24 protein-coding genes are annotated in these 24,610 nt (G+C 66.0%); 19 read left to right on the top strand and 5 right to left on the bottom strand.

Annotated features, from left to right (window positions below; genetic code table 11):
* Positions 1-56: 56 nt before the first annotated feature.
* From AB0L58_RS04040 to AB0L58_RS03970, 15 genes are all read left to right on the top strand, one after another.
* Entirely contained in the window at positions 57-542 is a 486-nt protein-coding gene (locus AB0L58_RS04040; protein WP_364380692.1) for a MaoC family dehydratase N-terminal domain-containing protein, read from the top strand.
* Positions 539-961: an acyl dehydratase gene (locus AB0L58_RS04035; RefSeq protein WP_364380689.1), complete on the top strand. Its 423-nt coding sequence runs from the start codon at positions 539-541 to the stop codon at positions 959-961. Before AB0L58_RS04040 ends, AB0L58_RS04035 begins: the two co-directional genes overlap by 4 nt.
* A gap of 79 nt (positions 962-1,040) precedes the next feature.
* A complete protein-coding gene (locus tag AB0L58_RS04030; RefSeq protein WP_364380686.1) occupies positions 1,041-2,330 on the top strand; it encodes a Rieske 2Fe-2S domain-containing protein in 1,290 nt (429 codons plus the stop codon).
* A gap of 122 nt (positions 2,331-2,452) precedes the next feature.
* Positions 2,453-3,799: a deacylase gene (locus AB0L58_RS04025; protein WP_364380683.1), complete on the top strand. Its 1,347-nt coding sequence runs from the start codon at positions 2,453-2,455 to the stop codon at positions 3,797-3,799.
* Positions 3,799-4,767 (top strand): catechol 1,2-dioxygenase, encoded by a 969-nt coding sequence (locus AB0L58_RS04020; protein ID WP_364380680.1) that lies wholly within the window; start codon positions 3,799-3,801, stop codon positions 4,765-4,767. The genes AB0L58_RS04025 and AB0L58_RS04020 overlap by 1 nt, the downstream gene beginning before the upstream one ends.
* Positions 4,764-5,636 (top strand): alpha/beta hydrolase, encoded by an 873-nt coding sequence (locus AB0L58_RS04015; RefSeq protein WP_364380677.1) that lies wholly within the window; start codon positions 4,764-4,766, stop codon positions 5,634-5,636. The genes AB0L58_RS04020 and AB0L58_RS04015 overlap by 4 nt, the downstream gene beginning before the upstream one ends.
* Positions 5,637-5,727: 91 nt before the next feature.
* Entirely contained in the window at positions 5,728-6,681 is a 954-nt protein-coding gene (locus tag AB0L58_RS04010; RefSeq protein ID WP_364380674.1) for an NAD(P)-dependent oxidoreductase, read from the top strand.
* A 200-nt stretch (positions 6,682-6,881) separates the two neighbouring features.
* The gene (locus AB0L58_RS04005) at positions 6,882-7,865 is read left to right on the top strand and encodes an ABC transporter substrate-binding protein (protein WP_364380671.1); all 984 of its coding nucleotides are present in this window, start codon (positions 6,882-6,884) and stop codon (positions 7,863-7,865) included.
* Positions 7,862-8,668: an ABC transporter ATP-binding protein gene (locus AB0L58_RS04000; RefSeq protein WP_364380668.1), complete on the top strand. Its 807-nt coding sequence runs from the start codon at positions 7,862-7,864 to the stop codon at positions 8,666-8,668. The genes AB0L58_RS04005 and AB0L58_RS04000 overlap by 4 nt, the downstream gene beginning before the upstream one ends.
* Positions 8,665-9,501: an ABC transporter permease gene (locus tag AB0L58_RS03995; protein ID WP_364380665.1), complete on the top strand. Its 837-nt coding sequence runs from the start codon at positions 8,665-8,667 to the stop codon at positions 9,499-9,501. Before AB0L58_RS04000 ends, AB0L58_RS03995 begins: the two co-directional genes overlap by 4 nt.
* An 11-nt stretch (positions 9,502-9,512) precedes the next feature.
* A complete protein-coding gene (locus AB0L58_RS03990) occupies positions 9,513-10,298 on the top strand; it encodes a class II aldolase/adducin family protein (RefSeq protein ID WP_364380662.1) in 786 nt (261 codons plus the stop codon).
* 161 nt (positions 10,299-10,459) lie between these two features.
* Complete coding sequence (locus AB0L58_RS03985; protein ID WP_364380659.1) at positions 10,460-11,470, top strand: NAD(P)/FAD-dependent oxidoreductase; 1,011 nt, start codon at positions 10,460-10,462, stop codon at positions 11,468-11,470.
* 3 nt (positions 11,471-11,473) lie between these two features.
* Positions 11,474-11,794, top strand: a complete 321-nt coding sequence (gene fdxA / locus AB0L58_RS03980; protein ID WP_364380656.1) for a ferredoxin — start codon at positions 11,474-11,476, stop codon at positions 11,792-11,794.
* A complete protein-coding gene (locus AB0L58_RS03975) occupies positions 11,794-12,642 on the top strand; it encodes an alpha/beta hydrolase (protein WP_364380653.1) in 849 nt (282 codons plus the stop codon). The genes fdxA and AB0L58_RS03975 overlap by 1 nt, the downstream gene beginning before the upstream one ends.
* 204 nt (positions 12,643-12,846) lie before the next feature.
* On the top strand, positions 12,847-13,662 hold the full coding sequence (locus AB0L58_RS03970; protein ID WP_364380650.1) for an IclR family transcriptional regulator: 816 nt from the start codon (positions 12,847-12,849) through the stop codon (positions 13,660-13,662).
* A gap of 15 nt (positions 13,663-13,677) precedes the next feature.
* Here the strand turns inward: AB0L58_RS03970 and AB0L58_RS03965 are convergent, their stop codons facing one another.
* The 5 genes from AB0L58_RS03965 to AB0L58_RS03945 form a co-directional block, all read right to left on the bottom strand.
* Complete coding sequence (locus tag AB0L58_RS03965) at positions 13,678-15,234, bottom strand: AMP-binding protein (protein ID WP_364380647.1); 1,557 nt, start codon at positions 15,232-15,234, stop codon at positions 13,678-13,680.
* Between the two features lie 3 nt (positions 15,235-15,237).
* Positions 15,238-16,185, bottom strand: a complete 948-nt coding sequence (locus AB0L58_RS03960) for a zinc-binding dehydrogenase (RefSeq protein ID WP_364380644.1) — start codon at positions 16,183-16,185, stop codon at positions 15,238-15,240.
* Between the two features lie 31 nt (positions 16,186-16,216).
* A complete protein-coding gene (locus AB0L58_RS03955) occupies positions 16,217-18,562 on the bottom strand; it encodes a CoA transferase (RefSeq protein WP_364380641.1) in 2,346 nt (781 codons plus the stop codon).
* 78 nt (positions 18,563-18,640) lie between these two features.
* The gene (locus AB0L58_RS03950; RefSeq protein WP_364380638.1) at positions 18,641-19,612 is read right to left on the bottom strand and encodes an ABC transporter substrate-binding protein; all 972 of its coding nucleotides are present in this window, start codon (positions 19,610-19,612) and stop codon (positions 18,641-18,643) included.
* A 23-nt stretch (positions 19,613-19,635) separates the two neighbouring features.
* Positions 19,636-20,427: an enoyl-CoA hydratase-related protein gene (locus AB0L58_RS03945; RefSeq protein WP_364380635.1), complete on the bottom strand. Its 792-nt coding sequence runs from the start codon at positions 20,425-20,427 to the stop codon at positions 19,636-19,638.
* Between the two features lie 336 nt (positions 20,428-20,763).
* Between AB0L58_RS03945 and AB0L58_RS03940 the strand changes: the two genes are divergently transcribed.
* The 4 genes from AB0L58_RS03940 to dmpG all read left to right on the top strand — a co-directional run bounded on the left by AB0L58_RS03940 (position 20,764) and on the right by dmpG (position 24,545).
* Positions 20,764-21,471 (top strand): hypothetical protein, encoded by a 708-nt coding sequence (locus AB0L58_RS03940; RefSeq protein WP_364380632.1) that lies wholly within the window; start codon positions 20,764-20,766, stop codon positions 21,469-21,471.
* A 244-nt stretch (positions 21,472-21,715) separates the two neighbouring features.
* Positions 21,716-22,540 carry a fumarylacetoacetate hydrolase family protein gene (locus tag AB0L58_RS03935; RefSeq protein WP_364380629.1) on the top strand — a complete coding sequence of 275 codons (825 nt, stop codon included), beginning with the start codon at positions 21,716-21,718 and terminating at the stop codon, positions 22,538-22,540.
* A gap of 5 nt (positions 22,541-22,545) precedes the next feature.
* Positions 22,546-23,529, top strand: a complete 984-nt coding sequence (locus AB0L58_RS03930) for an acetaldehyde dehydrogenase (acetylating) (protein WP_364380626.1) — start codon at positions 22,546-22,548, stop codon at positions 23,527-23,529.
* Positions 23,526-24,545: a 4-hydroxy-2-oxovalerate aldolase gene (gene dmpG / locus AB0L58_RS03925; protein ID WP_364380623.1), complete on the top strand. Its 1,020-nt coding sequence runs from the start codon at positions 23,526-23,528 to the stop codon at positions 24,543-24,545. Before AB0L58_RS03930 ends, dmpG begins: the two co-directional genes overlap by 4 nt.
* Positions 24,546-24,610 lie beyond the last annotated feature (65 nt).

The raw sequence follows: 24,610 nt of genomic DNA, 5'->3' as shown, positions 1-24,610 counted from the left end.
CGCTGGGCGGTCCCGGTCTGTGGTTCGGCGCTGTGGCGCGGGGCTAGCTTCAGCGGATGAGATCAGACTTGAGGGCTGCCGAAGAGCAGGCCAGAGCTCTCGTCGGCACAGTCGAGCACCGGGATCTCGGCCCATTGCGGGCGCCGGAGGCGGTCGCGTTCGCGCGCGCATGCGGTGAGACCGACCCGCGGCTAATCGATCCCGATTCCGTGGGCTTCGAAGTGCATCCCCTGTACCTGCCCAGCTTGCTCCGGGGTCCCGATGGCGGCGTCGAGGCCGACTATCGAGCCGATGGCATGTTCCGGGACGAGGTTCCCGGCACCGACGGATTGGACGTGCGTCTGATGGCGGGCGGGCAGAACATCACCTTCCACCACCCGGTTCCACTCGGAGATCCGATCGCGGTCCGCCGCATCCTCGACACCGTCGAGCGCAAGGGCCGGCCGGGCTCGGAGTTCCTTCTGCTCACGGTGTCGAAGGTCTATCGCACCCTCGGTGCAGGAGACCTCGCCACCGTCACCGAGAGGTTCATCGTCCGATGACGACAGCGCCCAGCCATCACGCCGAAGTCGGCCAGCGGATCGAACCTGTTGTCCTGCAGACGGATCCGGTGCGCCTGCTCCGGTTCGGCGCCGCCACGCACAATGCTCACCGCATCCACTACGACCCCGAATACGCCAGGATCGAGGGCCTCGACGCACCGGTGGTCATGGCCCAGTTGCACGGGGCACTGTTCTACCGCGCGGTGGCGATATTCGCCGGCGGACCGCGCGGTGTGGTCTCCGTCGGCTGGCGCAACCGCGGGCCCGCCTACGTGGGCTGCGAACTCGTCGTGACCGGTGTCGTTCGTGAGATCGCCGACGGGCTCGTCACCCTCGATCTCGAGGAGCGCTGCGGCGACGGCCCACCGTGTGCGGTAGGCGAGGCCGTGGTGGTCGGCAACGCGAACCCGGTCTGCTGAGCAAACCGAATCCGTTGGCGCTCGGTCGTCGTTCGCTCAGGATCGCTGTATCAAACATCTCGTGTCGAGAGGACTTCACATGACTGGTGCCGAGGCGCCGGAAGCCACCCAGGCTGTCCCGGAGCGGCCGCGTGCGGCCGGTCGGCAGGACTGGACGGCATGGCCCAAATACAACGCGGCCGGCAGTGGGTACCGAGGGTATTGGTACCCCGTCACCTGGTCCAGTCACATCACCAAGGACCCGAAGAGCTACACGATCTGCGGTGAAAGACTCGCCATCATTCGGGACGCCGGCAAGGTCTACGCGCTGCACGACCGCTGCCCACACCGCGGGGTGCCGCTGTCGGAAGGTGACCAGCAGTTCCCGGGCACGGTGAGTTGCCCATACCACGGTTGGACATATCGATTGACGGACGGCAAGCTCGTCGCGGTCATCACCGACGGGCCGGACTCGAAGATCTGCGGCAAGCTCTCGGTACAGACGTATGCGGCGCAGGAGCGGCTCGGACTCGTCTGGGTGTACATCCCGATCGCGCGCGAGTCCGCGCCGCCACTCGATGAGCAGTTGCCGCGTGAGCTGGTCGAGAATGCCGGAATTGTCGGTGGACGCATCCAGCCACGCGCGGGCAACTGGCGTTTTGCCTGCGAGAACGGCTTCGACGAGGGACACGCGAAGTACTTGCATCGCACCGCGCTGTGGCGGCTGTTCAAGCCGATGCCGACGTGGAACATCACCCGCATCGTGCGCGAAGGCCGTTGGATCTACCGCGTGCAGGACGAGGTGTACTGGGAGGCCGATTTCCCCGGTGTGGGTACCTGGACCAACAAACGGTGGTGGAAGAAGAAGCCGAACGAGGGCACGGTGTCGCAGATCGGCAACGTCGGTGCCGGACTCCCGGTGAATCCTGTCATCGAGGCACAGCAGTTCCCCGGGTTCGCTTCCCTGTCCATGCCCGGCGTGCTGCGCATCGCATATCCCAACTTCATCCACTACGAGTTCTACGTACCGGTCGACGACGAGCGTCACCTGTATGTCGGGTTGATGGTGAACTTCGTGTCGGGAATCAAGAGGCTCGGTTTCTATGCGAAGTACCTCGGTGCGATCCGCTGGCTGTTCCACGGTCAGTTCTCCGGACAGGACGCGTGGATGGTCGAGGTCACCGACGCGCCGCCGGAGAAGCTGTACCGGCCCGACGTCTCGCTCACCATGTGGCGCAATCTCGCCGAGGAAGAGTATGCCGAGAAACTTACCGCGGCAGTCGAATTCGCAAGCGAACCGGTGACCAGGGCGCGCGAGCGCCGGGCGCCCGCATCCCGTCGTCGCACGGGCGCAGTCGAGTCCGCAGAACCCGTCGAGTCCAGCGAATAGAGGAATCTCATGCTGAAGACCCTGATCGCACTAGTCGCCGGTGGGGCGGTCGTCGCGGGCGCACCCATCGCCTGGCGGTTCGTCGCGCAACGTAGCAACACGCAGGTACATCAGGTCGATCGATGATGGTCGGAGCGGCGGATGCGCTGGCCGGCCTGGATGCACAGCGAAGCCGGTGGGCGGAAGCGGCCTGCGCGCTGGTGAGCCGCGACCGGCTCCGCGACGTGCTGACCGGGCTTGTCGACATTCCCAGCCCCACGGGCGACGAGGCCCCGCTCGCCCGGCACATCACCGCGACGCTGGAGTCGGCGGGGATCGAGTCGCGCACCATGTATCTCGATGACCGGCAGGCGAATTCGTGGGGTCGAGTGCGCGGCGACGGAAGCGGGCCGGACCTGCTGCTGTACGCCCCGATCGACACGGTGACCAGTGGGAACGCCGAGGAGGATCTGCCATGGGCGGGCGGATCGCTACGCACCGATATGCTCCCGCGCGCCACGACCGTCGACGACTACGTCCTCGGACTCGGTGCCTCCAATCCCAAGGGGCACGCCGCGTGCGTCATGGTCGCGGGAGAGGCGATCCGCGCCGCCGGAATCCCGCTCACCGGAGACCTCCTGCTGGGATTCGGTGCGGGTGGGATGCCGACCAATGCACGGCCCGGCGTGGGCAATCCGCGACGCAACACCGGCCAAGGGGTCGGCTGCTCCTTCCTGCTCGAACAGGGGGTGTGGGCCGACTTCGCGCTCATCGCGAAACCGGGGTGGACCGTGTCCTGGGAAGAGGTCGGCCTCGCCTGGTTCGAGATCACGGTGCACGGTAGCCACACCTACGTGGGTTCGCGCCATCGACTGCCGTATCAGAACCCGGTGGCTCTGGCCGGGGCGGTCGCGGCGCGACTCGAGGAGTGGTTCCCGGTGTACTCGCGGGCACACGGAGACGGCCTCGTCCTGCCGCAGGGCATGGTCGCGAACATCCGAGGCGGATGGGAGCGCACGGCATCGTTCACTCCGGAGAACGTCCGCATGATGATCGATCTTCGGCTCAGCCCGCGCACCACTCCGATCGCGGCCAAACGCGAACTCGTCGAGGCGATGCGGCAGATCGCCGCCGACCTCGGTGGCATCCGAATCGACGTGGAACAGGTCCTGGCGATTCCGGGTGCGGGCTCTGATCCGCAGATGTGGCTGTGCCGCAAGGCGATCGAGGCGTGGGAGGCGGTCGAACGCGCTCCGCATCAGGAGTTCCACGACGCGAGCGGCGCCACCGACGCGAACATTCTCCGCGGGCGGGGGATCCCCACGGTGCGGGTGGGCATGCCGAAGGTCGTGGACGCGCCTTTCGAGGTGGACTTCGCGATGGGCATGAACACGGTGGACCTCCGGGAAGCGGAGAAGCTCACCAGGTATCTCATCCGTGTCGCCCTCGACACGGTCACACGCACACTCGAGGAAGTAGGGAGCTACTGATGGCGACAATCGTGCTAGGTGTCGGCGCCTCGCACAGCACCCTGATGAATACCCACTGGGAGGAGACGACGCACAAGGCGGAGGCCGGTCGCTTCCGTGACGCGCTGTACGCCACGCGGGACCGGATCGCGGCCGTGGCGCCGGACGTCGTGTTGATCATCGGATCCAACCACTTTCGTGGGTTCTGGCTGGATCTCATTCCCGCCTTCACTTTGGGTGTGGGCGAATGTATTTCGAGTGGCGAATCCGGAACTCCGAAGGGCCCGCAGCAGGTCGATGTCGATTTCGCCCGGCACCTGGCGAACGAGGTGATCGAGAGCGGGCGTTTCGACCTGGCGTACTCGGCGCGGCTGCAGATCGATCACGGGCAATCGCACGCGATCCAGTATCTGCTCGAAGGCCTCGACGTGCCGATCGTCCCCCTTGTGGTCAACGTATTCGCGCCACCGTTGCCGACTTTCCAGCGGTGCGCGGAGCTTGCCACCGCACTACGTGCGGCGATCGCCGGCTACCCCAAGGACAAGCGGGTCGTCGTCATCGCTTCCGGCGGCCTCTCGCATCAACTGCCGTGGCCGGACTGGCGCGATCCGCACGGCGAGGACGAGGACTTCATGGTCCAGGCATGGCTGGACGGCCGGGAGAACTGGTCCGATTACGACGTTCGTCGCCGACAGATCATTCGGGCCGCGGAGGCCGCCATCACCCCCGAGTTCGACGATCGCGTCCTCGACCTGTTCGTCGGCGGGAAGGCGTCGGAACTGGCCGAGTACTCCACGAGCTACGTCGACGAGGCGGCCGGCAACGGCGCACAGGAGCTGCGCACCTGGTTGATGATGGCCGCGATCATGCACTACATCCCCGCAGAACGCCTTGCCTACGAGGCTGTTCCGGAGTGGCTCACCGGAATGGGTGTTGCGGTTCTGGACCCCTCCAACCCCTACTCACCGTCACAAGGAACGCAATCATGACAATCTGGAACGAACTGGCCGGACTGGACTTCACACTGAAGACGGTGGACGCGAACGGCGTTCCCACCCGCGCACTGCAGGCCGGTTCCGGGGACGAGGCGGTGGTGTTCCTGCACGGCACCAGCGGCCATCTCGAAGCGTTCGCTCGGAACATCGCCGCGCACGCGCCGTACTACGAATGCCACGCCATCGACATGCTCGGGCATGGCTACACGGGCAAGCCGGACTATCGCTATGAGATCCCCCGCTACGTCGCGCATCTGGTGGACTATCTCGATGCGGTAGGGCTCGAGCGCGCGCATCTGGTGGGCGAGTCGCTCGGTGGCTGGGTCGCGGCCCACCTCGCGAGCGAACTGCCCGACCGCGTGCTATCGCTCCAACTGCTCGCCGCGGGTGGCACGGTCGCGAACCCCACCATCATGGAGCGGATCAAGACGTCTACCACCAAGGCGGTGCAGAACGACGACATCGAACTCACCCGGGCCCGGCTCCGGCTACTGATGCACGACCCGGTCGATGCGACGGAGGAACTCGTCGAGGCCCGGCACCGTATCTACCACCAGCCGGACTTCGTCGCGAACATCCACAACCTGCTGTCCCTGCAGGAGATGGAAATCCGGCAACGCAACCTGCTGCGTCCGGAGCGGCTCGCGCGGATTCAAGCGCCGACCCTAGTGGTTTGGGGCCACGAGAATCCGTTCGGCGATGTGCCGGAAGCGAAGAAGATGGCTGAGGACATCCCCGGAGCCCAGCTGCAGCTCTACCCCGAGTGCGGCCACTGGCCGCAGCACGAGCAGGCCGCGTTGTACAACCCGCTCAGCCTGGATTTCCTGGCGAAGGCGTCCGCGAAGGCGAAGGCGTCAGCCTGAGCTCACCGGGTCATCCGCACCGCGGGCCGGTCACGTGCGTTCCGTGCGTGAGCGGCCCGCGATGCGTCCGAGGAGGGAGAAGCGACGACCGATGAACCGCATCGTGGTGCTGGCGCAGGACGAGGACGACGCGCTCGGTGCGAGGATCCGCGACGCTGTCGGCGCGGCCGGGCACATTGTCCGGCCGAAGTTCCGTACCGTCGATGAACTGCGAGGACTACTGACGGACGCCGATATCGTCGTCGGCGACTGGAGTGGCGCGCTGCCGCTCGGCGCCACCGAAGCGGCTCTCGCCCGCCGGCTGAAGCTGATTCAGCAACCCGGGGTCGGCGTGAACTACATCGACATCGCCGCGTGGGCGTCGGTGGGAGTCCCGGTAGCCAACACCCCGGGCGCCAATGCGGCGTCCGTGGCCGAATGGGCGGTTGTCGCGGCAGCGAACCTGAGCAGGTCCATTCCCTGGGCCCACGCGGAAGTGTCTGCGGGGCGCTGGCCCCAGCAGGCGATACTGGCGCGGCGTTGCCGTGACCTCGGTGAACTCCGGGTCGGGATCGTCGGCTTCGGCGCGATCGGTCGTCGGTGCGCATCGCTGTTCGCCGCGTTCGGATGCGACGTCGCATACACCGCACGAACCCGTCACCAGGATGCAACGGCACGCTTCCTGACGATGGACGATTTGCTGCCGATCGCGCAGGTGCTGGTGGTGGCCGTGCCGTTGACCGCGCAGACCCGCGGCCTGATCTCCGCGCGAGAGCTCTCGATGCTGCCGGCCGGGGCGCTTGTCGTGAACGTCGCGCGCGGACATGTGGTGGACGAGTCGGCGCTCGTCGCCGCGTTGCGCTCTGGAGCGGTGGCAGGCGCCGCGCTCGACGTTTTCGCGGTCGAGCCGCTCGAGTCGGATAGTGCACTGCGCGCCCTCGACACCGTCCTGCTGAGTCCGCACATTGCCGGTGGCAGCAGGACGGCGCGGCAGAAAATCTATGCGATGACAGCAGAGAATGTCGCACGTGTCTGTGTAGGTGACCGACCGCGGTGGACGCTGTAAGGCAGTCCGACGAGGGTGACATGTTTCGTCGGCATTTCCGGAATCCACAGCACGGAGGCCCCGGATGTTGCGCGGAAGTAAGGCCTCGATCTCGGTCCGTACGGCGGACCGAGATGGTTCTCAGGCCTGGTCAGCGTAGCTATGTTGCTTCACACAACCGCGTAACTGCGGCCAAGATCATAGAACGAAGGTGTCAGTACATGGCCTGGCGATCCCAACTCGGCAAAACTGCCATCGCGTCGGCGGCAGTATTCCTCACGGTGGCTGTCGGTGCGTGCAGTCGCCCGGCAACGCAGAGCACCGCAGATTCGGCGGGTAGCGGACCTGTCCGGATTGCGGTCGGTATCGACGCTTCCTACGCGCCGTTCTTCGTCGCCGACCAGAAGGGCTTGTTCGCGGATGCGGGCCTGAATGTGCAGCTGGTCCAGTTCGGTCGCGGCGGGGAGGCGGTCGACGCACTCTCGACGGGGCAGGTTCAGATCGCGGGCAGCTCCGACACCACCACTATCGCGCAGCTGCGCCAGAACCCGGCACTGCGGGCGATGTACTCCTACGAAGCCTCCGGCAACTACATCAAGGTTGTCCTGCGCAACGGGGTCGACTCGGCGGCGGGCGTGAAGAAGATGGGTATCGTTCCCGGGCTGAGCCAGATCTCGACCGACAAGTATCTCGAAGCACAGGGCGTTCGGCCGGAATCGGTCAAGATGATCACGGCCACGCCGACCGACATGCCCGCGTTGCTCAGCCGGGGTGACATCGACGGGTATGTGCTGTGGGAGCCGTGGCCGGCAACAGCGTTGAGCCAGGGCACAGGGCATGTCGTCGCACGGACCGGGGACTACAACTGGTTGTACCACCACTGGGCGATCACGACACAGCCGTGGCTGGCTGCGCATGAGGACACGGCCCGCAAGGTCGCCCAGGTTCTCGACAAGGCAACGCAACTGGTCGAATCGGACCCCAAAGCGGCTGCTGCGGCGACGAAGTCCGCGGTGAATGTCGCCGAGGATCAGACCGTCACCGCAATCGAGGAAATCGACTTCGGCGTCGAGAATCTCACCGCCAAGGATATCGAGTCGGCACAGTCGGTCGTTGATTTCTACAAGAAGCTCGGTGCTCTCACCGAGCAGCCGGACCTGCAGTCTGCGATGCTCGCCGACTGGTACCAGAAGAGTGCGCAATGAGTGTGACAGCGATCAAAGGTGTTCCCGTCGAAATTCGAGATCTCGGCATCAGTTTCGGTGCCGCGGAGATTGTTTCGGGAATCGACCTGCATGTGCGGGAGGGAGAGTTCGTCTGCCTCCTCGGTCCCAGCGGCTGCGGAAAGTCGACGCTGTTGTCGTCGATGGCCGGGTTCATCGACCCCACCGCAGGCGAAATCGTCTGCGACGGTGAAAAGGTCAAGGGAAGCAATGCGCACGCGGGCATGGTCTTCCAAAGTTCGGAGGCGCTCTTCGAGTGGATGACCGTGAGCCAGAATGTCTCTTACGGACCGCGCATGCATGGCGCGGGCAAGGCCGAACAGGCACGGATCGCAGCCGAATACCTTGCGATGGTGGGCCTTCCGCATTCGGGTGACAAGTTTCCGTCCCAGCTGTCGGGTGGTATGCGCCAGCGGGTACAGATCGCACGGGTGCTGGCCAATCAGCCCTCACTCGTCTTGATGGACGAGCCGTTCGGCGCCCTCGATGCGCAGACCCGACAGGTGCTGCAGATCGAGTTGGACAAGATCTGGCGGCATACCGGCTGCACGGTCGTCTTCGTCACCCACGACATCGACGAGGCGCTCACACTCGCCGATCGAGTGGTGGTCATGTCCGCTGGACCACAGGCGCGCATCAAGAGCATCTACGAGGTCGATGCGCCACGACCGCGAGACCGTGCCCATCCGGAGGTGATCGAGCTGTACGAGAAACTCCGCGACGACATCCGCGCCGAGGTCGTGGCGTCGTTGCGTAATCAGGGTATCGAAGAGGACCAGCTATGACCGCCATTGTGCAGAGCCAGGCAGTACCGGCCGGACGAGCGAACGTGAAACGGACACAACGGAAATCGGCGGCGGCTGCCGGCCAGCTGGCGCGCACCGCACTGCTGTGGGTGGCATCGGGCGTGCTCGGTCTCGCCGTCTGGTCTTTTCTCGCGTGGTGGTATGGACCGACGACCATCGCCTCTCCGGTGGCGGTGTGGACGGCAACCGTCGAACTCGCGCAGCGCGGCGTGCTGTGGGCCTCGATCTGGGCATCCGCGCAGCGGATCCTCCTCGGCTGGAGCCTCGGCGTCGTGATCGGTGCCCCGATCGGAATCCTGATGGGGCGCATCAATATCGTTCGTCAGCTGCTGGATCCGTATATCGAGTTCTTCCGCTTCATCCCGCCGATCGCCTTCGTGACGCTCGCGGTGGTGTGGTTCGGGATCGGCGAGACCTCCAAGGTGGTACTGATCTTCTACACCTCGGTATTCATCGTCACGGTAAGCACCATCGCCGCCACAGTCGCGATCAGCGAGAACAAACTTCAGGCCGCGACCAACCTGGGCGCGAGCAGACTGCAACTCATGAAAACCGTCGTGTTGCCGTCGTCGGTTCCCGGCATCGTGACCGGTGCTCGGCTCGCGATGGGTAACAGCTTCCTCACCATCGTGTCCGCCGAGATCGTCGCCGCCGATCGCGGGATCGGGTCGATGATCTGGCAGGCCCGCAACTATGGCCGGATCGATTGGACATTCGTCGGAATCATCGTTCTCGGCATCATGGGTTTCATCTTCGACCGCATTCTGCGGGTGCTCTCGGCGACGTTCCTCTCCCGTTACGGCGTCAAATAGGTAGGGGCGCAATGAAACAGTCACCCACGATCGCCGAACTCGCCGGCATTCCCGAACCGCCGGAATCGGGGAACCTCGACCAAGAGCGGCATCGCCGCAAGGTGGCAGTGATCGGCGGTTATCGCATCCTGTCGCGGTTCGGGCTCGACGAGGGCATCTCCGGGCACATCACGGCGCGCGACCCCGAGCAAACCGACACGTTCTGGACGGCGCCCTTCGGACGTCATTTCTCGAAGGTGATGCCCGATGAACTGTTGCACGTGGATTCGGACGGCACGATCCTGTCCGGCCGGGGACCGCTCAACCGGGCCGCGTTCGTCATTCACTCGAAGGTGCACGAGGCGAGACCCGATGTGATCGGAGCTGTGCACGCCCACGGACTGCAGGGCAAGGCGTTCTCCTCCTTGCACAGACTGCTGTCGCCGATCACGCAGGACGCGTGTGCGTTCTACGACGACCACTCGCTCTACGAGGAATATCACGGCGTCGCGCTGGACGAGGAGGAAGGCCGACGCATCGCGCAGGCCCTCGGCGCCGGCAAGGCGGTGATCCTCACGAACCACGGACACCTGACCGTCGGCACTTCGGTGGAGAGCGCGGTGTGGTGGTACGTGTCGATGGAACGGTCGATGCAGGCCGAACTGGCCGCACGCGCTGCCGGAGACCCGATCGCACTGCACGACAAGATCGCGGCCCAGACCTACGAGGCGGTGGGCACGGAGAAGGTGGGTTGGTTCGCCTACTCGACGATCATCCAGAAGATCGCGGCAGAAGAACCGGAGATCTTCGGTACCTGACCAACCGCACGCCAGACCGTGCCGTCCGTGACCGGCGGGCCCGCCAGCCACCCTCGTGGCCGACGGGCCCGCTTTTCGTGTGCAAGCCGCCGGCCCGACGGAGTCTGCTGACCGGACCGATTTCATTTATGAAGTGCTGCAAGCTGATTAGCGTTCTTCCGGTGAACAGATCGTCCCTCTCATCGTCCGATACCGAGCTCGACGTCGATATCCTGATCATCGGCGCCGGCCCGGCGGGCCTCTACGGCGCGTACTACGCGGGCTTCCGAGGTCTTCGCGTCGCCGTCGTCGACGCGCTCGCCGAGCCGGGCGGCCAGGTGAGCGCGATGTACCCCGAGAAGTCGATCCTCGACATCGCGGGTTTTCCCGCTGTCAAGGGTCGCGATCTCGTCGCGGGACTCCTCGAGCAGGCCGCACCGTTCGATCCGATCTACCTGATGGGAGAGCAGGCTCTGTGGCTGGCACATGACACGTCCGGCAACGCTGTCGTGGGAACGAGCAAGGGCCGCACCATCACCGCGGGCGCCGTGATCATCACCGGCGGAATCGGGACCTTCACACCCCGTCCTTTGGTGAAGGGGCTCGATTTCCTCGATCGTGGGCTGAGCTACTTTGTCCCGGACCTGTCGGCGCACGAGGGAAAGGATGTGGTGATCGTCGGGGGCGGCGACAGCGCGTTCGACTGGGCCGTGCACCTCGAGCCGATTGCCAACTCCGTCACCCTGGTGCATCGGCGCGACAAGTTCCGGGCCCACAAATCGACCGTGGCCAAGGTGTACGACAGCTCGGTGCGGGTGCTGGTCAATGCGGACGTCGTCGACGTTCGCGGCAACGGCTGGATCGCCGAAGTCGACATCGTCCACAAGCTCGACAAGTCCACGACCACACTTGCGGCCCAATCGGTCATCGCGGCACTGGGATTCACCGCGGATCTGGGACCGATGACGGAATGGGGTATCGACATCGACTCCCGGCACATCGTCGTGAACACCCGCATGGAAACCAACGTTGCGCGTGTCTACGCGGCAGGCGATATCACCGACTATCCCGGCAAGGTGCGGCTCATCGCCGTGGGCTTCGGCGAAGCCGCCACCGCGGTCAACAACGCCGCAGCCGTTCTGGACCCCGATGCGGAAATCTTCCCCGGACATTCCACCGAACAGGAGAGCTGAACAATGGCATTCGTGATAGGCGAGGCCTGCATCGACTACACCGATCGTTCGTGCATGGAGGAATGTCCGGTCGACTGTATCTATGAGGGCGATCGCAAGCTCTATATCAATCCGAACGAATGCATCGACTGCGGCGCGTGCGAACTGGCGTGCCCCGTGGAAGCCATCACGGTGGATCGGAAGGCCGTCCCAGAATTCAAGGAGGACAACAAGAGGTTCTTCCTCGATATTTTGCCGACCCGTACCGAACCTGTGGGCAATCCAGGGGGTGCCGCGAAGCTCGACGTGATCGGCGTCGATACACCGATGGTCGCGGCGTACTGATGGGTGCTGACCTCCGATTCGCCTACGCGGATACTTCGTTCGGCCAAGTGCACTACGCCGAGCAGGGTGACGGTCCGGTTTTGCTGCTGCTGCACCAGACCCCCCGATCCTGGGACGAATTCCGTGAATTGATGCCCTTGCTCGCCGTCGATCATCGGGTGATCGCGATGGACATGGTCGGTTTCGGCGCCAGCGCCCCGGTGCCTGCGCCGCAGACCATCGAGGTCTTCGCCCGCGCGGCGTGGGAGCTGTTGGACGCACTCGGTGTCGAGTGCGTTGCCGTCCTCGGGCACCACACCGGCGCAGCCGTGGCCATGGAGATGGCCGCCGCGGACAGCGGCAGAATCGGCGCGGTGCTGCTGTCGTCGTGTCCGTGGACCGACGAGCGGTACCGTGTCGATCATGCCGTCGGCGGGGGTGTCGACCGAGCCGAGCAGAGCGCGGACGGGACGCACCTGCAGACTCTATGGGACCTGCGTCGGCCGTATTACCCGGAACCGGTCGCCGGACTGCTCGACCGGTTCGTCCGGGACGCGCTCGCACCCGGAGTCGATCCGGCCGAGGGCCACCGGGCCTGTGCCCGCTACCGGATGGAGGACCGCATCGGTTCGGTGACCGCGCCGGTGCTCCTGATCGGCGCGGGCGAGGACCCGTTCTCGATGCCGAACCTCCCGGTACTGAGTTCACGTCTCACGGCGGCGCCTTCGGTGCGCTGTGTGGTGATCGAGAACGGTACCGTCGCGCTCATCGAACGCGAGGCAGCGGCGGTGGCGTCGGTCGTGCGGGACTTCCTGACGTCCATCGAGGTCACGCAGCCGAATGTAAACTCCGCGGAACGGGTTCACTGACCGGACCATGTGACGTGCCTCTCGTGGCACCGGTCCCGTAGCGTCGCGACATCAGGCGAGCGCACCGCTCCACATACACCCGGACCGATCCAACTGCTCGCCCGACCCACCAGGAGGCACCCCTTGACGACAGCCGCACGAGGATCCGGTGGACTCGGACCAGTGGTGCCCATCAACTCGGGCGGACAGCCGGCAGGTGCGGACATGTCTTCCGTACTGGGCAAGGCACGCCTGATTCTCGACGCCTTCGACAGCGAGCACAGCGACCTGTCACTGACGGAACTCGCTCGCCGCACCGGCGTCGCGAAGGCGTCGGTGCACCGGCTGGCCGGGGAACTGGTGGAGTGGGGTCTGCTCGAACGAGCAGGAACGAAGTATCGGCTGGGGCTGCGACTGTTCGAGCTCGGTCAGCTGGTACCCCGGCAGCGAATCCTGCGCGACGCGGCACTGCCGTACATGGAGGATCTGCTCCTCGCCACGCAGGAGACGGTGCACTTCGCGGTTCGGGACGGCATCGACGTGCTGTACATCGAGAAGATCATCGGGCATCGCGGACTCAATCAGCAGTCGCGCGTCGCGGGCAGGTTGCCGCTCTACTGCACGGCCACCGGCAAGATGATCTTGGCGTTTTCGCCGCGGTCCGTCTTCGACGAGGTCGTCGAGCAGGGGTTCACAGCACTCACCAACCGCACCACGATGTCCGTCGGCGTCCTTCGACAGCAACTCGAGCGGATGCGCAAGGATCAGCTCGCCATCGAGGTCGAGGAGACCCGACTCGGCTACATGAGCGTTGCCGTCCCGGTGTTCAGCGGCCCTCGGGTGCTGGCGGGCGCGTTATCGGTCACGGCGCCCACTGCCCGGCTCAATGTCAGCCGGATCACCGGGGCTCTCCGAACTGCCGGTATCGGAATCACCCGGACCCTGCACGCGATGCGATGCACCCATTCGCCGGAGAACGCCGCGGGCCGCGACGGTGCGTGTAGCACCGCGATGTGTTCCTTCAACGGGTGCGGACGATAGTCTCGGCCGGCGGCGTCATCGATCTCGCGTGGGCCGGTACCCTTGCTGCTCGGCATCCCACGTGTCCGGCCCGACGCCGCGGGAGCGCAGTTCCTGCTTGCGCACCTTGCCCGTCTCGGTGAGCGGAAGTTCCGCCACCCGGTCGATGTAGCGGGGAAGTGCGAAGTAGGACAGGTTCTTCTCGGCGAAGCGCAACAGCTCGGCGGGATCGAGGGTGATCTGATCCCGGGGCACGACCGCCGCCATGACCTCGTCCTCGGCGAGGGTGGACGGCACCGGGAACACCGCCACCTGCGCGACGCCGGGGTACTGCGACAGTACCGACTCCACTTCGGTCGCCGAGATGTTCTCGCCGCGTCGGCGGATCACGTCCTTGATGCGATCCACGAATCGGAACCAGCCGTCGGATCCGCGAATCACCCGGTCTCCGGTGTGTAGCCAGGAGCCCTCCGGTGGCGTCGGCTCGCCCAGATATCCTTCGGCGAATCCGCCGCGACGCAGGCTGCGAACCACCAGCTCGCCCGGGGCGCCGTCGGGGACCGGGCGGCCGCCGTCGACGACGGCGGCCGCGTAGCCGTCCATCACCGTGCCGACGAACCCGTCCCGGCGGCGGCCTGGAAGTGACCCCACGACGAGGTTGGTCTCGGTAGTGCCGAATCCGTCGACGAGTTCGATTCCGAATCGGTTCCGGAATGGTTCGTACAGGTGCGCAGGCGTCGCGGGCGACAGCGCCCGGGTGACGGAGTGCGCACGCTCGATCGGAGAGGGTGGCCGGTTCATCAGCATGGCCACCATGGCGCCGAGGAGATAGGTCACGGTGGCGCCGGATTCCTCGACCTCGGCCCAGTAGCCGCTTGCCGAGAATCGTTCACCGAGGACGAATGTGGCGCGACACACGAGGGCCTGGAACAGCGTGCCGATGGCATTGGTGTGGAACAGGGGAAGGCAGCTGTACAAGACGTCGTCGGCTCCCAGCCCGAGTGACCGTCCGACACCATCACCCCACCAGAGGAACTGGGCGTGCGGGCAGCGCACACCTTTCGGCATTCCGGTGGTGCCCGACGTGAAGAGCACCGCGGCGATATCGAGGCCGTCGACCGGTGCCGGGTCGCATCGCAGGTCGGTTTCGGCCGTATCGACGTGCGGCGCGGATACGGAGCCGACGATCCAGCGCTCACCCGTGAATCCTGTCGGATCCACCTGTCCGACGTACTGTGGCCCGACGAGTAACCGCCGCGCACCTGACCGGGTGAGTACATGCCGGAGACCATCGCCTCGCAATGCGACGTTCAGCGGCACGGCGGTGGCCCCCAGCCAGCTGCAACCGAGAAGTAGATCGATGAGCTCGATACGGTTGTCCATAAGTGCGGCAACCCGGTCGCCGACCCGAACGCCGTGCGCATACAGAGAGTTCGCCATGGACGCCGCCCGGCGTGCGAGTTCGCGATAGCTCACCTGACTCGAACCGGCGCGCAGGGCGATTCGGTCTCCGCATTCCTCGGCCCTGGTCAAGAGAAGCGCCGGAATGGTCATCGCCTCCGGGAGCCGCGGCCACACGTTCTGAACAGGCATAGGTCAGGGTACGACAACGGCGCGCCCGGCCACCTTGCCCTCTCGCATCAGCCGCAGGGCGTCGGCGATCTGGTCGAGCGGGAATTGTTGCACAGCCAGCCGCACCTCACCCGCCACGAGCCGGTCGACCAGTTCGGGAGCGAGCTCAGCCTGGCGGGCGCCTTTGCGAATCATGTTGACCGGCAGTATCTGCACGTCGCTGAGGAGCCAGTTGGGAAGATCGAGGGTCAGTTCGGTGCCCAGCGTGTACCCGATCAGCGCGGCCCGTCCGCCGGGGGCGACGCGCTCGAGGAGCGGGGGCAGGCAGTCACCGCCGAGAGTGTCGATCAGCACCTCGGCGATCGGGCCATCGCCCAGTTCCTTCGCCAGTTCCGCGCCGCGACCGACGACCGGCCGCACACCGGCGGGCAGCAACTCCACCTGGTCCGGCCGGGGCACGATCCCGATCACCTCACCGGCACCGGCGAGCTGGGCGAACTGGGCGGCCATCGAGCCGACCGCGCCCGAAGCACCGGACACCACCACGCGTTCACCAGGGCAGACCTTGGCGACGTCGTTCACGGCCACGTACCCGGTGGTGCTCGGCAAGAAGAATGTCGCGGCCACCTCCGGTGCGAGGCCGGCATCGAACGGCGTGAACGCTTTGTCGGCCGCAACGAGATACTCCGCCCAGCATCCGTTCTTGGTCAGTCCGATGCCGCCACCGCGCACGAGCACCCTGGTGCCGGGGACGAACGTATCCGATTCGACAACCGTTGCGGCACCGTCTGTGCCGCCGATGTGGGGCAGCGGGGGTCTGACATTGAACTTTCCGCTCGCGATGGTCATGTCGAGGTGGCCGAGTGCGGCCGCGTCGATACGGACCAATGTCTGCCCTGCCGCGCGAGTGGGGGTGTCGATCTCGTCGATAGTGGGGGCCTGTCCGAAACTGTGTAGCCGTGCGGCGCGCATGGGTCTCCTTCGAATGAGGGGGCGGGTGGTTTCAGGAGAGAATCGATGTCGCACGCAGGTGTGCGATCGTGTCCGGTGAGTACCGCAGTATGTCGGTGAGAACCGAGTCCGTATCGGCGCCGAGCAGGGGTGCGGCGCTGCGTACTGCACCGGACGCGCGATCGAGCCGGACAGGTACGCCCTCGTGCAGGAAGGCGCCCGCGCGCGGGTGCGTTCGCCGCACGAAGAAGCCACGGGCGCGCAGATGAGCGTCGGCCTCTACCAAGTCTCTGCCGTCCTGCACGGCGCCCGCGGGCACGCCCACGTCCTGCAGCAACTCGGTGACCGCCGCGGCAGGCAGGGTCCTGGTCCATGCGGTGACCGCCGCCACGATCTCCGGGTTGCGGGCTTTGCGTTGCTCGGCTGTGCGAAAGTCCTCGGCATCGGCCCATTCCGGGCGTTCGATCAGCTCGCACAGGGCGCGCCAATCGGCCTCGTTCCGAACGGCGATCGCCGTCCAGCGATCCGTGCCGAGACAACGGAACACGCCGTGGGGCGAGTACTCGGAGTGAGCGTTTCCGTTCGGTTCCGCCAGTCGACCCGTACCGGTCGACTGGATCACGCTGGTTCCCATGTGCGCGGCCATCGCCTCGAGCTGGGAGAGGTCGATGTGCTGTCCGCGGCCGGTGCGATCACGGTATTCGAGCGCGGCGAGGGTCGCGGTCGCAGCCTGCAGTCCTGCCACGATGTCGCCGTGACCATAGATGACGCCGACGACGTCATCGGCGTTCCACCCGGTCAACGCCGTCAGTCCGGTACTGGCCGACACGATATCCGCGTAGGACACCCAACTGCTGCGCGGACCTGTGTGGCCCATGCCGGACATCGAGACGTACACGATGTCGGGACGCAGTTCGCGCAGCCGCTGGTACCCGAGTCCCATCTTCTCCAGCACTGACGAGCTGAAGTTCTCGATCACGACGTCGCTCGCGGCGATCAGATCGGCGAGCACCGCGAGACCTTCAGGGGTACGGGTGTCGAGGGTGATACTGCGCTTGTTGCGGTTGACGTCGTTGAAGTAGCCGCTGGTGTCGGGATCGTCGTGCGGCCCGCGCGACAGGTGCATGGCGGGTGCGAACCGAGTCGGGTCCGGGCGTCCTCTCGATTCGACCTTGATGACTTCGGCACCGTGATCGGCGAGGATTCGGGTGCAGTAGGGACCGGCGAGCACCCACGTCAGATCGAGCACGCGGATGCCGTCGAGGCTGCGTCTGTCCGGCTGCGGCTCTTGCGTGGGTGATGCTGTGGGAGTGCGAGATCCGGTCGTCAGCGACTGGTCGGCGCCCAGCTCCGCGACCACGAGTTCGCGGACCCGCCGGCCCTCGGGGAAGGCGAATCCGAATCCGAGATCGCGGGTCACCTCGTCCGCTGAGACCACATCGACGAAAAAGTCACGATCGTTGAGCTGGGGATTGATCAGGAGCTCGGCGGGGCCGTCCACCGCCGCCCACGGAAGTTTGCGTTCCTGTGCGCGAACAGCGAACTGTTCCTTCGGCCATTTCGACAGGAAGCGCTGTAGCACCTCGAACAGGTGATCCTGGTGGGTCTTTCGTTCGACGGGATCGCTCCAGCGCGGGTGATCCAGATCGTCCTGGACACCTTCTTCGATCAGCCATCGCAGAGTCGCGTCCCACATTCGGGGACTACCGCCGAGCCCGCCGCCGAGAAATCCGTCCGCGGCGTCGAACAATCCGTGCGGGACCAGCGGGTGCACCCGGCCCGGCCGCTCCGGAACGCGGTCTTCGTGCACGTATGCCAGAGTTCCCGCCTCGAGGCTGGCCGCCACGCACTCCTGGGCCGAAATATCGACGAAAGGCGCGCGGCCGCAGCGCCTGGCCCGCAGGCCCAGCAGGGCGCCGATCGCCGCGTTGACCCCGGCGAGCTGCTCGGCTTGCCCTTCGGGCAGGCAGAGCGGGGGACCATCCGGCGCACCGACCTGCGCCATCATGCCGCCCAATGCGGCCACCGTGAGGTTTGTCCCACGCCAGGTGCTACGCGGCCCGGTGACACCGAACGGCGTGACTCGGACGTGGACGAGTGAATCATGCTGGGGGACAGGCGGTTCCGAACCGACATCGCGACCGTCAAGCAGGATGTCCGCCCCCGCGATCAGATTCTCGAATGCGACGCGATCGGCGTCGGCGGACAGGTCGAGCACCACCGAGCGCTTACCCGCATGCCAATGGGCGAAGGCGTATCCGTCGAGTTCGCGGCGCGTCGGGTCGCCTTCCGGGGGTTCGACGAGGATGACCTCGTACCCCAGACCGACGAGGATTCGACCGGCGAATCGGGCGAACGGGCTCGACAGTTCCACGACACGAATAGTGGATTCGGCCACGGTTGCTCCATTCCGTATGGTGTGCGTGCCTGCGCTGACCGGACCCGTACCGGCCCGGTCAGCACAGCGGGTCGGTAGCTACTTGGCGTTCTGGTCGAACCAGCCGCTCAGCAGGACTTTCTGCGGATCGATGGCACCGCTGATCTTCCCCTGACCGCGGAAGAAGTCCACCAGCTGATGGGCCTGCTCGATATCGTCGGAGGTGAAATCCCGGGCTCGGAAGTCGATCTGGGTGACCTGATTACGCGCTTCGGCCGGATCCATGCGGATGGCTGCGGCCACCGCCTTCGCGGCCCGGTCGGGATCCGCGTCGACGATGTCGGCGGCCTGCGCTATTACCCGGAATACGCGGCCGGCGAGTTCGTCGTGGGCGGACAGCCAGCCCTCCGACGCGATCAGCCATTGCGAGTACTTCGCGCCGAAGTTGCCCGTCGTCCCGACGACGTGACTTCCCGAGGCGACGGCGCGCGCGACCCAGGGGTCGAACGAGATGAAACCGTCGATGTCGCCGCGCGCGAGTAGCGCGGGCTGTTCGGGGGGACTCGTCGTCACCAGGCTGATCGAGGCGGGATCGAGCCCGAGACTCCGCAGGTATCTGTCGGTGAAGTACAGCCCGATGCCGGGGAAGACTCCCATGGTCTTGATCGAGCTCGGCGTGACGCCGTCGCGGAGAACCACCTGGAAGTATCGGTCGGATTCCTCGTACACACCCAGAGCGCGGAGTCCAGGGTTGCCGGCCATGACGGTGAGGGCGGTCGAGTTGGCGTTGCCGGACAGTTCCGATGTCCCCGCCACGACGTTCTGCGCGCCGGCTGCGCCGCCCTCGGTCTGGATCACCTGTACGTCGAGGCCCGCGGCTTTGAACATCCCTTCACTGTCGGCGAGGAAGATCGGCGCATAGGAAGGGTCGACACCCACCGAGATCCGAACCCGGTCGCCCCCGGTGGCGGCGGTCTTGGTAGCGGGACGGGTGCAGCCCGTGGTGGCCACCGCGAGTGCCGCGATCGCCGCCACTGTTGCTACCCCCTGTCGCCAGAATTTTCTCTTCATGTGGATCCCTCCGAGTTCGGGTGTCAGCGGCCGGTGAAGGTGGGCGCGCGTTTGTCGAGGAACGCCTGCAGGCCCTCTGCGGCGTCAGCGGTTCCGATCAGCTCGAGCACGGCGGAGAATTCGAGGTCCAGCGCCTGATCGAGGGGCAACGCCAGGCCGTCCCGCACGATGCGCTTGAGCAGCCCGATCGTCCGGGTCGGCTTGTCCGCGAGTGCGCGTGCGGTCGAGCGGATGCACTCGTCGAATTCGGCATCGGGGGCGACCTTGTCCACCAGTCCGATGCCCAAGGCATCCGAGGCGGTGAGTCGGGTACCTTCGATCATCAGCAGTTTCGCGCGGTGCGCACCGAGGAGCCGCGGCAGGCGTTGACTGCCACCCGCGCCGGGGAACAAACCGAGTGCTATCTCGGGAAAGCCAATGGTCGCGGACTCCGTCATCACTCTCATGTCACAGGCGAGAGCCAACTCGGCGCCGCCGCCGAGGGCATGTCCGTTGAGAGCCGCGAGGACGGGCTTCGGGGCGGTCTCGAGCAATCGCTGGACGTCGACCCATGGTCGCATCGCGCGTTGGGTTGCCTCGGTGAGCTCACGCATGACGGCGATATCGGCGCCGGCGACGAAGAACCGGCCAGTGCCCCGAAGGACGATGCACCGAACGTCGGGGTCGTCGACGAGCGGCGGAAGCACGTTCAGGAATTCCGTGATCAACGCGGGGTCGAAGGCGTTGGCCGGCGGACGGTCGATAGTGATCGTCGCGATTCCCTCCGACACGGTCGGTCGGAGGACAGCGGCGGTGGGTCCGGGTTGCTCGGGCATCAGGTACGTACCTCGATGTGCAGAAGTGACGGTCGAACAGGTTCGTTGACGAGTCAGTATCGACCCATCGCCTGGTCTGCGACACAAATGAGGTTCGGTGAGCAAACCCGGCGCGAAATCCGATGGATGTCCGCGCGTGACCGGTCAGCTGAGTGGACCGACTGCGTTGACCCGGCACTACCGCCTCGGGCACCGTGCCACCACCTTCCGCACGGCAGCGGCGCGGGGCAGCATTTCCCGCCGCACCGTCACGGAGGGACCCGTCGGCGCGATCCGCGTCGCGCATGGGGCGTACTCGGCGCGCCCGACCTCTAGGAGACAGCCGAGAGGAAAGAAATGAAGATGAGGAAATTCGTAACGGTGACGGCGGGCTTGGTCGCCGCAGTCGGTATCGCGTCCGGCTCGGCCGGCGCGCAGCCCGGTGGTGACGATGGCGCGGTCGCCTTCACGGCCAACGCCACCGATACCCAGTCCGTCATCAAGACCGATGCCGGTTCGATGGTCGTCGAAGACGGCATCTTCAAGATCAAGTCCGGCAATGGCACCACGCTCGCGGGTATGCCGCTGACGTTCCGTGTCGACGACTTCGAATTCCCCATCGCGGCCGATATCGCCGACCACAACGCCACCCTCACCCCGCAGTTCGACATCGCGCACGCGACCTACAAGCCGGTCGCGCTGCCGTTCGAGGACAAGGCGCCGTGGAAGAACGAATACGACCGTGAGCAGGCCGCCTGGTCCCGGATGACCAGCACCATCAGCATGGGCGCCACGCTCGGCACCCTGGTGGGCGGCCTCGGCGGCGCGGCTGTCGGCTGTGTTTTGGGTGGCATCGCCGGTGCGACCGTGGCAGCGGCCGCGATCGTCGGTCTCTTCGGCGCCTTCATCCCCGCCGCGGCAATCGGCTGCCTCGGTGGCATCGTCGCGGTCGGTGCCCTCGGCACCATCGCGGGCCAGTTGCTGGTGACCGGCCCGGTTGCGATCGGTGCGGCCATCCAGTACTTCGCGACAATCGCCCAGCCGCCGGTAGCACCGGCCAAGTAGGTAGTGGAAGGTCCCCAACGGCGTCCGTTCGGAGGTAGCTGACCCCGTCCGCCCCTCGGGCCGGGCAGGGTCAGCGCTGTTCGACGGTCGGAATCCCGGCCCCTTCCGGGGTAGGCACTCGGGCCTGTTCGGTTTCCGGGGCGGCGTTCGACTCAGTGGACCGAAATGCTGGCGGGTCCGTTACTCCGGCGGCGACAGTGAGAGCCACTGCTTCACTTTCAGCAAACGACTTCCGGGACCCCAGATGCCAACACCTTCAGGCCTTGACCGGCCTTCCGCAGCCGCGGACACCGCCACGATCGCCGCCGCGAACCTGCTCAGCGCAGCCGCCAGCTCCAGGACACCGTGCGCTCCTGTGCGGGATCTGATCGGCGCCGACGACGTGGCCGCTGCCTACGCGGTGCAGGAGTTGCTGACCGCTGAGCGCATTGGCGCGGGCGCCACGGTCGTCGGACGCAAGATCGGTCTGACCTCCCCGGCGGTGCAGCGGCAGCTCGGTGTCGACCAGCCGGATTTCGGAGTGCTGTTCGACGACATGCACTACGACCAGGACACGCCCGTACCGCTGAGCCGGCTGTTGCAACCGAAGGTCGAAGCCGAGATCGCGTTCGTGCTGGCCCGGGACCTGGTCGATGGTCCGCTCGACGACGAGCAAGTTCGCGGCGCGGTCGACTATGCGGTGGCCGCACTCGAGATTGTCGACAGCCGCATCGCCGGCTGGGACATCACCTTCGGCGACACCGTCGCCGACAACGCCTCCAGCGGCCTGTTCGTGCTCGGCACCCAGCGCCGCACCCTTGATACTTTCGCCCCCATATCGGCGCACATGCAGATGTCGATCGACGGCCGCGGTGTGTCCACCGGAAACGGCGCTGCCTGCCTCGGCGATCCACTGCACGCGCTGGCCTGGCTTGCGAATACCACCCGCGAGTTCGGTCAGCCATTGCGCGCCGGCCAGATAGTGCTGTCCGGAGCGCTGGGACCGATGGCCGCGATCGAGGGCCCCGGCACCGTCACCGCGGATATCACCGGTCTCGGATCGGTGACCGCAGCCTTCATTCAGGAGTGAAACCTATGGACAACGGCCCCACCAAGCTCAAAGTCGCGGTGATCGGATCCGGCAACATCGGCACCGACCTGATGATCAAGGTGATCCGACATTCGAACGTGCTGGAGATGGGCGCGATGGTCGGCATCGACCCCGAGTCCGACGGCCTGGCCAGGGCCCGACGGCTCGGCGTCCCCACTACGGCCGACGGTATCCAGGGCCTGCTGGAGCTGTCGAACTTCGACGAGATCGGCTTGGTCTTCGACGCAACCTCGGCCAAGGCCCACGCCGCTCACGCCGCGCTACTCGAACCACTCGGCAAACGCCTGGTCGACCTGACGCCGGCTGCCCTCGGTCCGTTCGTGGTACCGGCGGTGAACCTCGACGAACATCGTGACGCCGCCAACGTCAACATGGTCACCTGCGGCGGGCAAGCCACCATCCCGATCGTCGCCGCCATCTCGCGCGTCGCACCGGTCGCCTACGCCGAGATCGTCGCGTCCATTGCCTCGAAATCCGCGGGACCGGGCACCCGCGCCAACATCGACGAGTTCACCGAGACCACCGCGCACGCGATCGAAACGGTCGGCGGTGCCGAACGTGGCAAGGCCATCATCATCCTCAATCCGGCGGACCCGCCGCTGATCATGCGCGATACGGTGCTGTGCCTGATTACCGCACCGGATTCCGCCACCCACCGGGCGATTCGGGAATCGGTCGAGGAAATGATCGCGCACGTGGCCACCTACGTGCCCGGCTACCGCCTCAAGCAACAAGTCCAGATCACCGCCGTGCCGCAGGACCAACCGGTACGGACCCTGCTCACCATGGACGCGGCGGCGGTTCCCACCCATCAGGTGACAGTGTTCCTGGAAGTCGAAGGCGCTGCCCACTACCTCCCGGCCTACGCCGGCAACCTCGACATCATGACCTCGGCGGCCCTGCGTTACGCCGAATTCATTGCCGGCACGACCGCCCCCGCACCGGCAGGACAGGAAGCACTCCTATGACGATGCAGCTGTTCATCCAAGACGTCACACTCCGTGATGGCATGCACGCGGTGCGCCACCGCATCACTCCGGACGACGTCGGCCGGATCGTGGCGGCACTCGATGCCGCCGGTGTCGATGGCATCGAAGTCGCCCACGGTGACGGACTCGCCGGGGGGAGCTTGAACTACGGACCCGGCAGCAACACCGACTGGGAATGGATCGAAGCCGCTGCCGCGAATCTCACGCATGCTCGGCTGACCACACTGTTGCTGCCCGGCATCGGCACCATCAAAGAGCTCGAGCAGGCCTACCGGCTGGGCGTCCGGTCGGTGCGCGTGGCCACCCACTGCACCGAGGCCGATGTGTCCGCTCAGCACATCGCCACCGCACGGGAACTCGGCATGGACGTCTCCGGATTTCTGATGATGTCGCACATGGCCGAACCGGCCCGCCTCGCCGAACAAGCCAAGCTGATGGAATCGTATGGGGCGCAATGCGTCTACGTCACCGACTCCGGTGGTCGGTTGACCCTGGACGGTGTCCGCGACCGGGTCCGCGCATACCGTCAGCTCCTCGATCCGGGCACCGAGATCGGCATCCACGCGCACGAGAATCTCTCGCTGTCGGTGGCCAATTCCGTTGTCGCCGTCGAAGAAGGTGTCACCAGGGTCGACGCCTCGCTCGCCGGTCACGGCGCCGGCGCGGGCAACTGCCCGATCGAACCCTTCGTCGCTGTCGCCGACTTGTCCGGCTGGAAGCACAACTGTGATCTGTTCGCCCTGCAAGACGCCGCCGATGACCTGGTGCGACCGCTGCAGGACCGCCCTGTGCGCGTGGACCGCGAAACCCTCACCCTCGGGTACGCCGGGGTCTACTCGTCCTTCCTGCGCCACGCCGAAGCCGCATCGCAGCGCTACGGTATCGACGTCCGCACCATCCTGCTCGAAGTGGGACGTCGAGGCCTGGTCGGTGGACAAGAAGACCTCATCGTCGACATCGCTCTCGATTTGCTGGCCGACGCCACCAGTAGCTAGTACGTCGAGGTCGCCGCGACCTGCACACCCACCTCGACGATCTGGCGAACTTCCCGTTCACCCGG

This window comes from Nocardia sp. NPDC052112, assembly GCF_040680135.1.
Taxonomy (GTDB): domain Bacteria; phylum Actinomycetota; class Actinomycetes; order Mycobacteriales; family Mycobacteriaceae; genus Nocardia.
This window is presented reverse-complemented; position numbering and strand designations above follow the sequence as displayed.

What these genes read in the sequence shown, in the direction of transcription:
- AB0L58_RS04040 (WP_364380692.1), top strand. Translation starts at nt 57, where the DNA reads ATGAGATCAGACTTGAGGGCTGCCGAAGAGCAGGCCAGAGCTCTCGTC.
- AB0L58_RS04035 (WP_364380689.1), top strand. Translation starts at nt 539, where the DNA reads ATGACGACAGCGCCCAGCCATCACGCCGAAGTCGGCCAGCGGATCGAA.
- AB0L58_RS04030 (WP_364380686.1), top strand. Translation starts at nt 1,041, where the DNA reads ATGACTGGTGCCGAGGCGCCGGAAGCCACCCAGGCTGTCCCGGAGCGG.
- AB0L58_RS04025 (WP_364380683.1), top strand. Translation starts at nt 2,453, where the DNA reads ATGATGGTCGGAGCGGCGGATGCGCTGGCCGGCCTGGATGCACAGCGA.
- AB0L58_RS04020 (WP_364380680.1), top strand. Translation starts at nt 3,799, where the DNA reads ATGGCGACAATCGTGCTAGGTGTCGGCGCCTCGCACAGCACCCTGATG.
- AB0L58_RS04015 (WP_364380677.1), top strand. Translation starts at nt 4,764, where the DNA reads ATGACAATCTGGAACGAACTGGCCGGACTGGACTTCACACTGAAGACG.
- AB0L58_RS04010 (WP_364380674.1), top strand. Translation starts at nt 5,728, where the DNA reads ATGAACCGCATCGTGGTGCTGGCGCAGGACGAGGACGACGCGCTCGGT.
- AB0L58_RS04005 (WP_364380671.1), top strand. Translation starts at nt 6,882, where the DNA reads ATGGCCTGGCGATCCCAACTCGGCAAAACTGCCATCGCGTCGGCGGCA.
- AB0L58_RS04000 (WP_364380668.1), top strand. Translation starts at nt 7,862, where the DNA reads ATGAGTGTGACAGCGATCAAAGGTGTTCCCGTCGAAATTCGAGATCTC.
- AB0L58_RS03995 (WP_364380665.1), top strand. Translation starts at nt 8,665, where the DNA reads ATGACCGCCATTGTGCAGAGCCAGGCAGTACCGGCCGGACGAGCGAAC.
- AB0L58_RS03990 (WP_364380662.1), top strand. Translation starts at nt 9,513, where the DNA reads ATGAAACAGTCACCCACGATCGCCGAACTCGCCGGCATTCCCGAACCG.
- fdxA (WP_364380656.1), top strand. Translation starts at nt 11,474, where the DNA reads ATGGCATTCGTGATAGGCGAGGCCTGCATCGACTACACCGATCGTTCG.
- AB0L58_RS03975 (WP_364380653.1), top strand. Translation starts at nt 11,794, where the DNA reads ATGGGTGCTGACCTCCGATTCGCCTACGCGGATACTTCGTTCGGCCAA.
- AB0L58_RS03970 (WP_364380650.1), top strand. Translation starts at nt 12,847, where the DNA reads ATGTCTTCCGTACTGGGCAAGGCACGCCTGATTCTCGACGCCTTCGAC.
- AB0L58_RS03965 (WP_364380647.1), bottom strand. Translation starts at nt 15,234, where the DNA reads ATGCCTGTTCAGAACGTGTGGCCGCGGCTCCCGGAGGCGATGACCATT.
- AB0L58_RS03960 (WP_364380644.1), bottom strand. Translation starts at nt 16,185, where the DNA reads ATGCGCGCCGCACGGCTACACAGTTTCGGACAGGCCCCCACTATCGAC.
- AB0L58_RS03950 (WP_364380638.1), bottom strand. Translation starts at nt 19,612, where the DNA reads ATGAAGAGAAAATTCTGGCGACAGGGGGTAGCAACAGTGGCGGCGATC.
- AB0L58_RS03945 (WP_364380635.1), bottom strand. Translation starts at nt 20,427, where the DNA reads ATGCCCGAGCAACCCGGACCCACCGCCGCTGTCCTCCGACCGACCGTG.
- AB0L58_RS03940 (WP_364380632.1), top strand. Translation starts at nt 20,764, where the DNA reads ATGAAGATGAGGAAATTCGTAACGGTGACGGCGGGCTTGGTCGCCGCA.
- AB0L58_RS03935 (WP_364380629.1), top strand. Translation starts at nt 21,716, where the DNA reads ATGCCAACACCTTCAGGCCTTGACCGGCCTTCCGCAGCCGCGGACACC.
- AB0L58_RS03930 (WP_364380626.1), top strand. Translation starts at nt 22,546, where the DNA reads ATGGACAACGGCCCCACCAAGCTCAAAGTCGCGGTGATCGGATCCGGC.
- dmpG (WP_364380623.1), top strand. Translation starts at nt 23,526, where the DNA reads ATGACGATGCAGCTGTTCATCCAAGACGTCACACTCCGTGATGGCATG.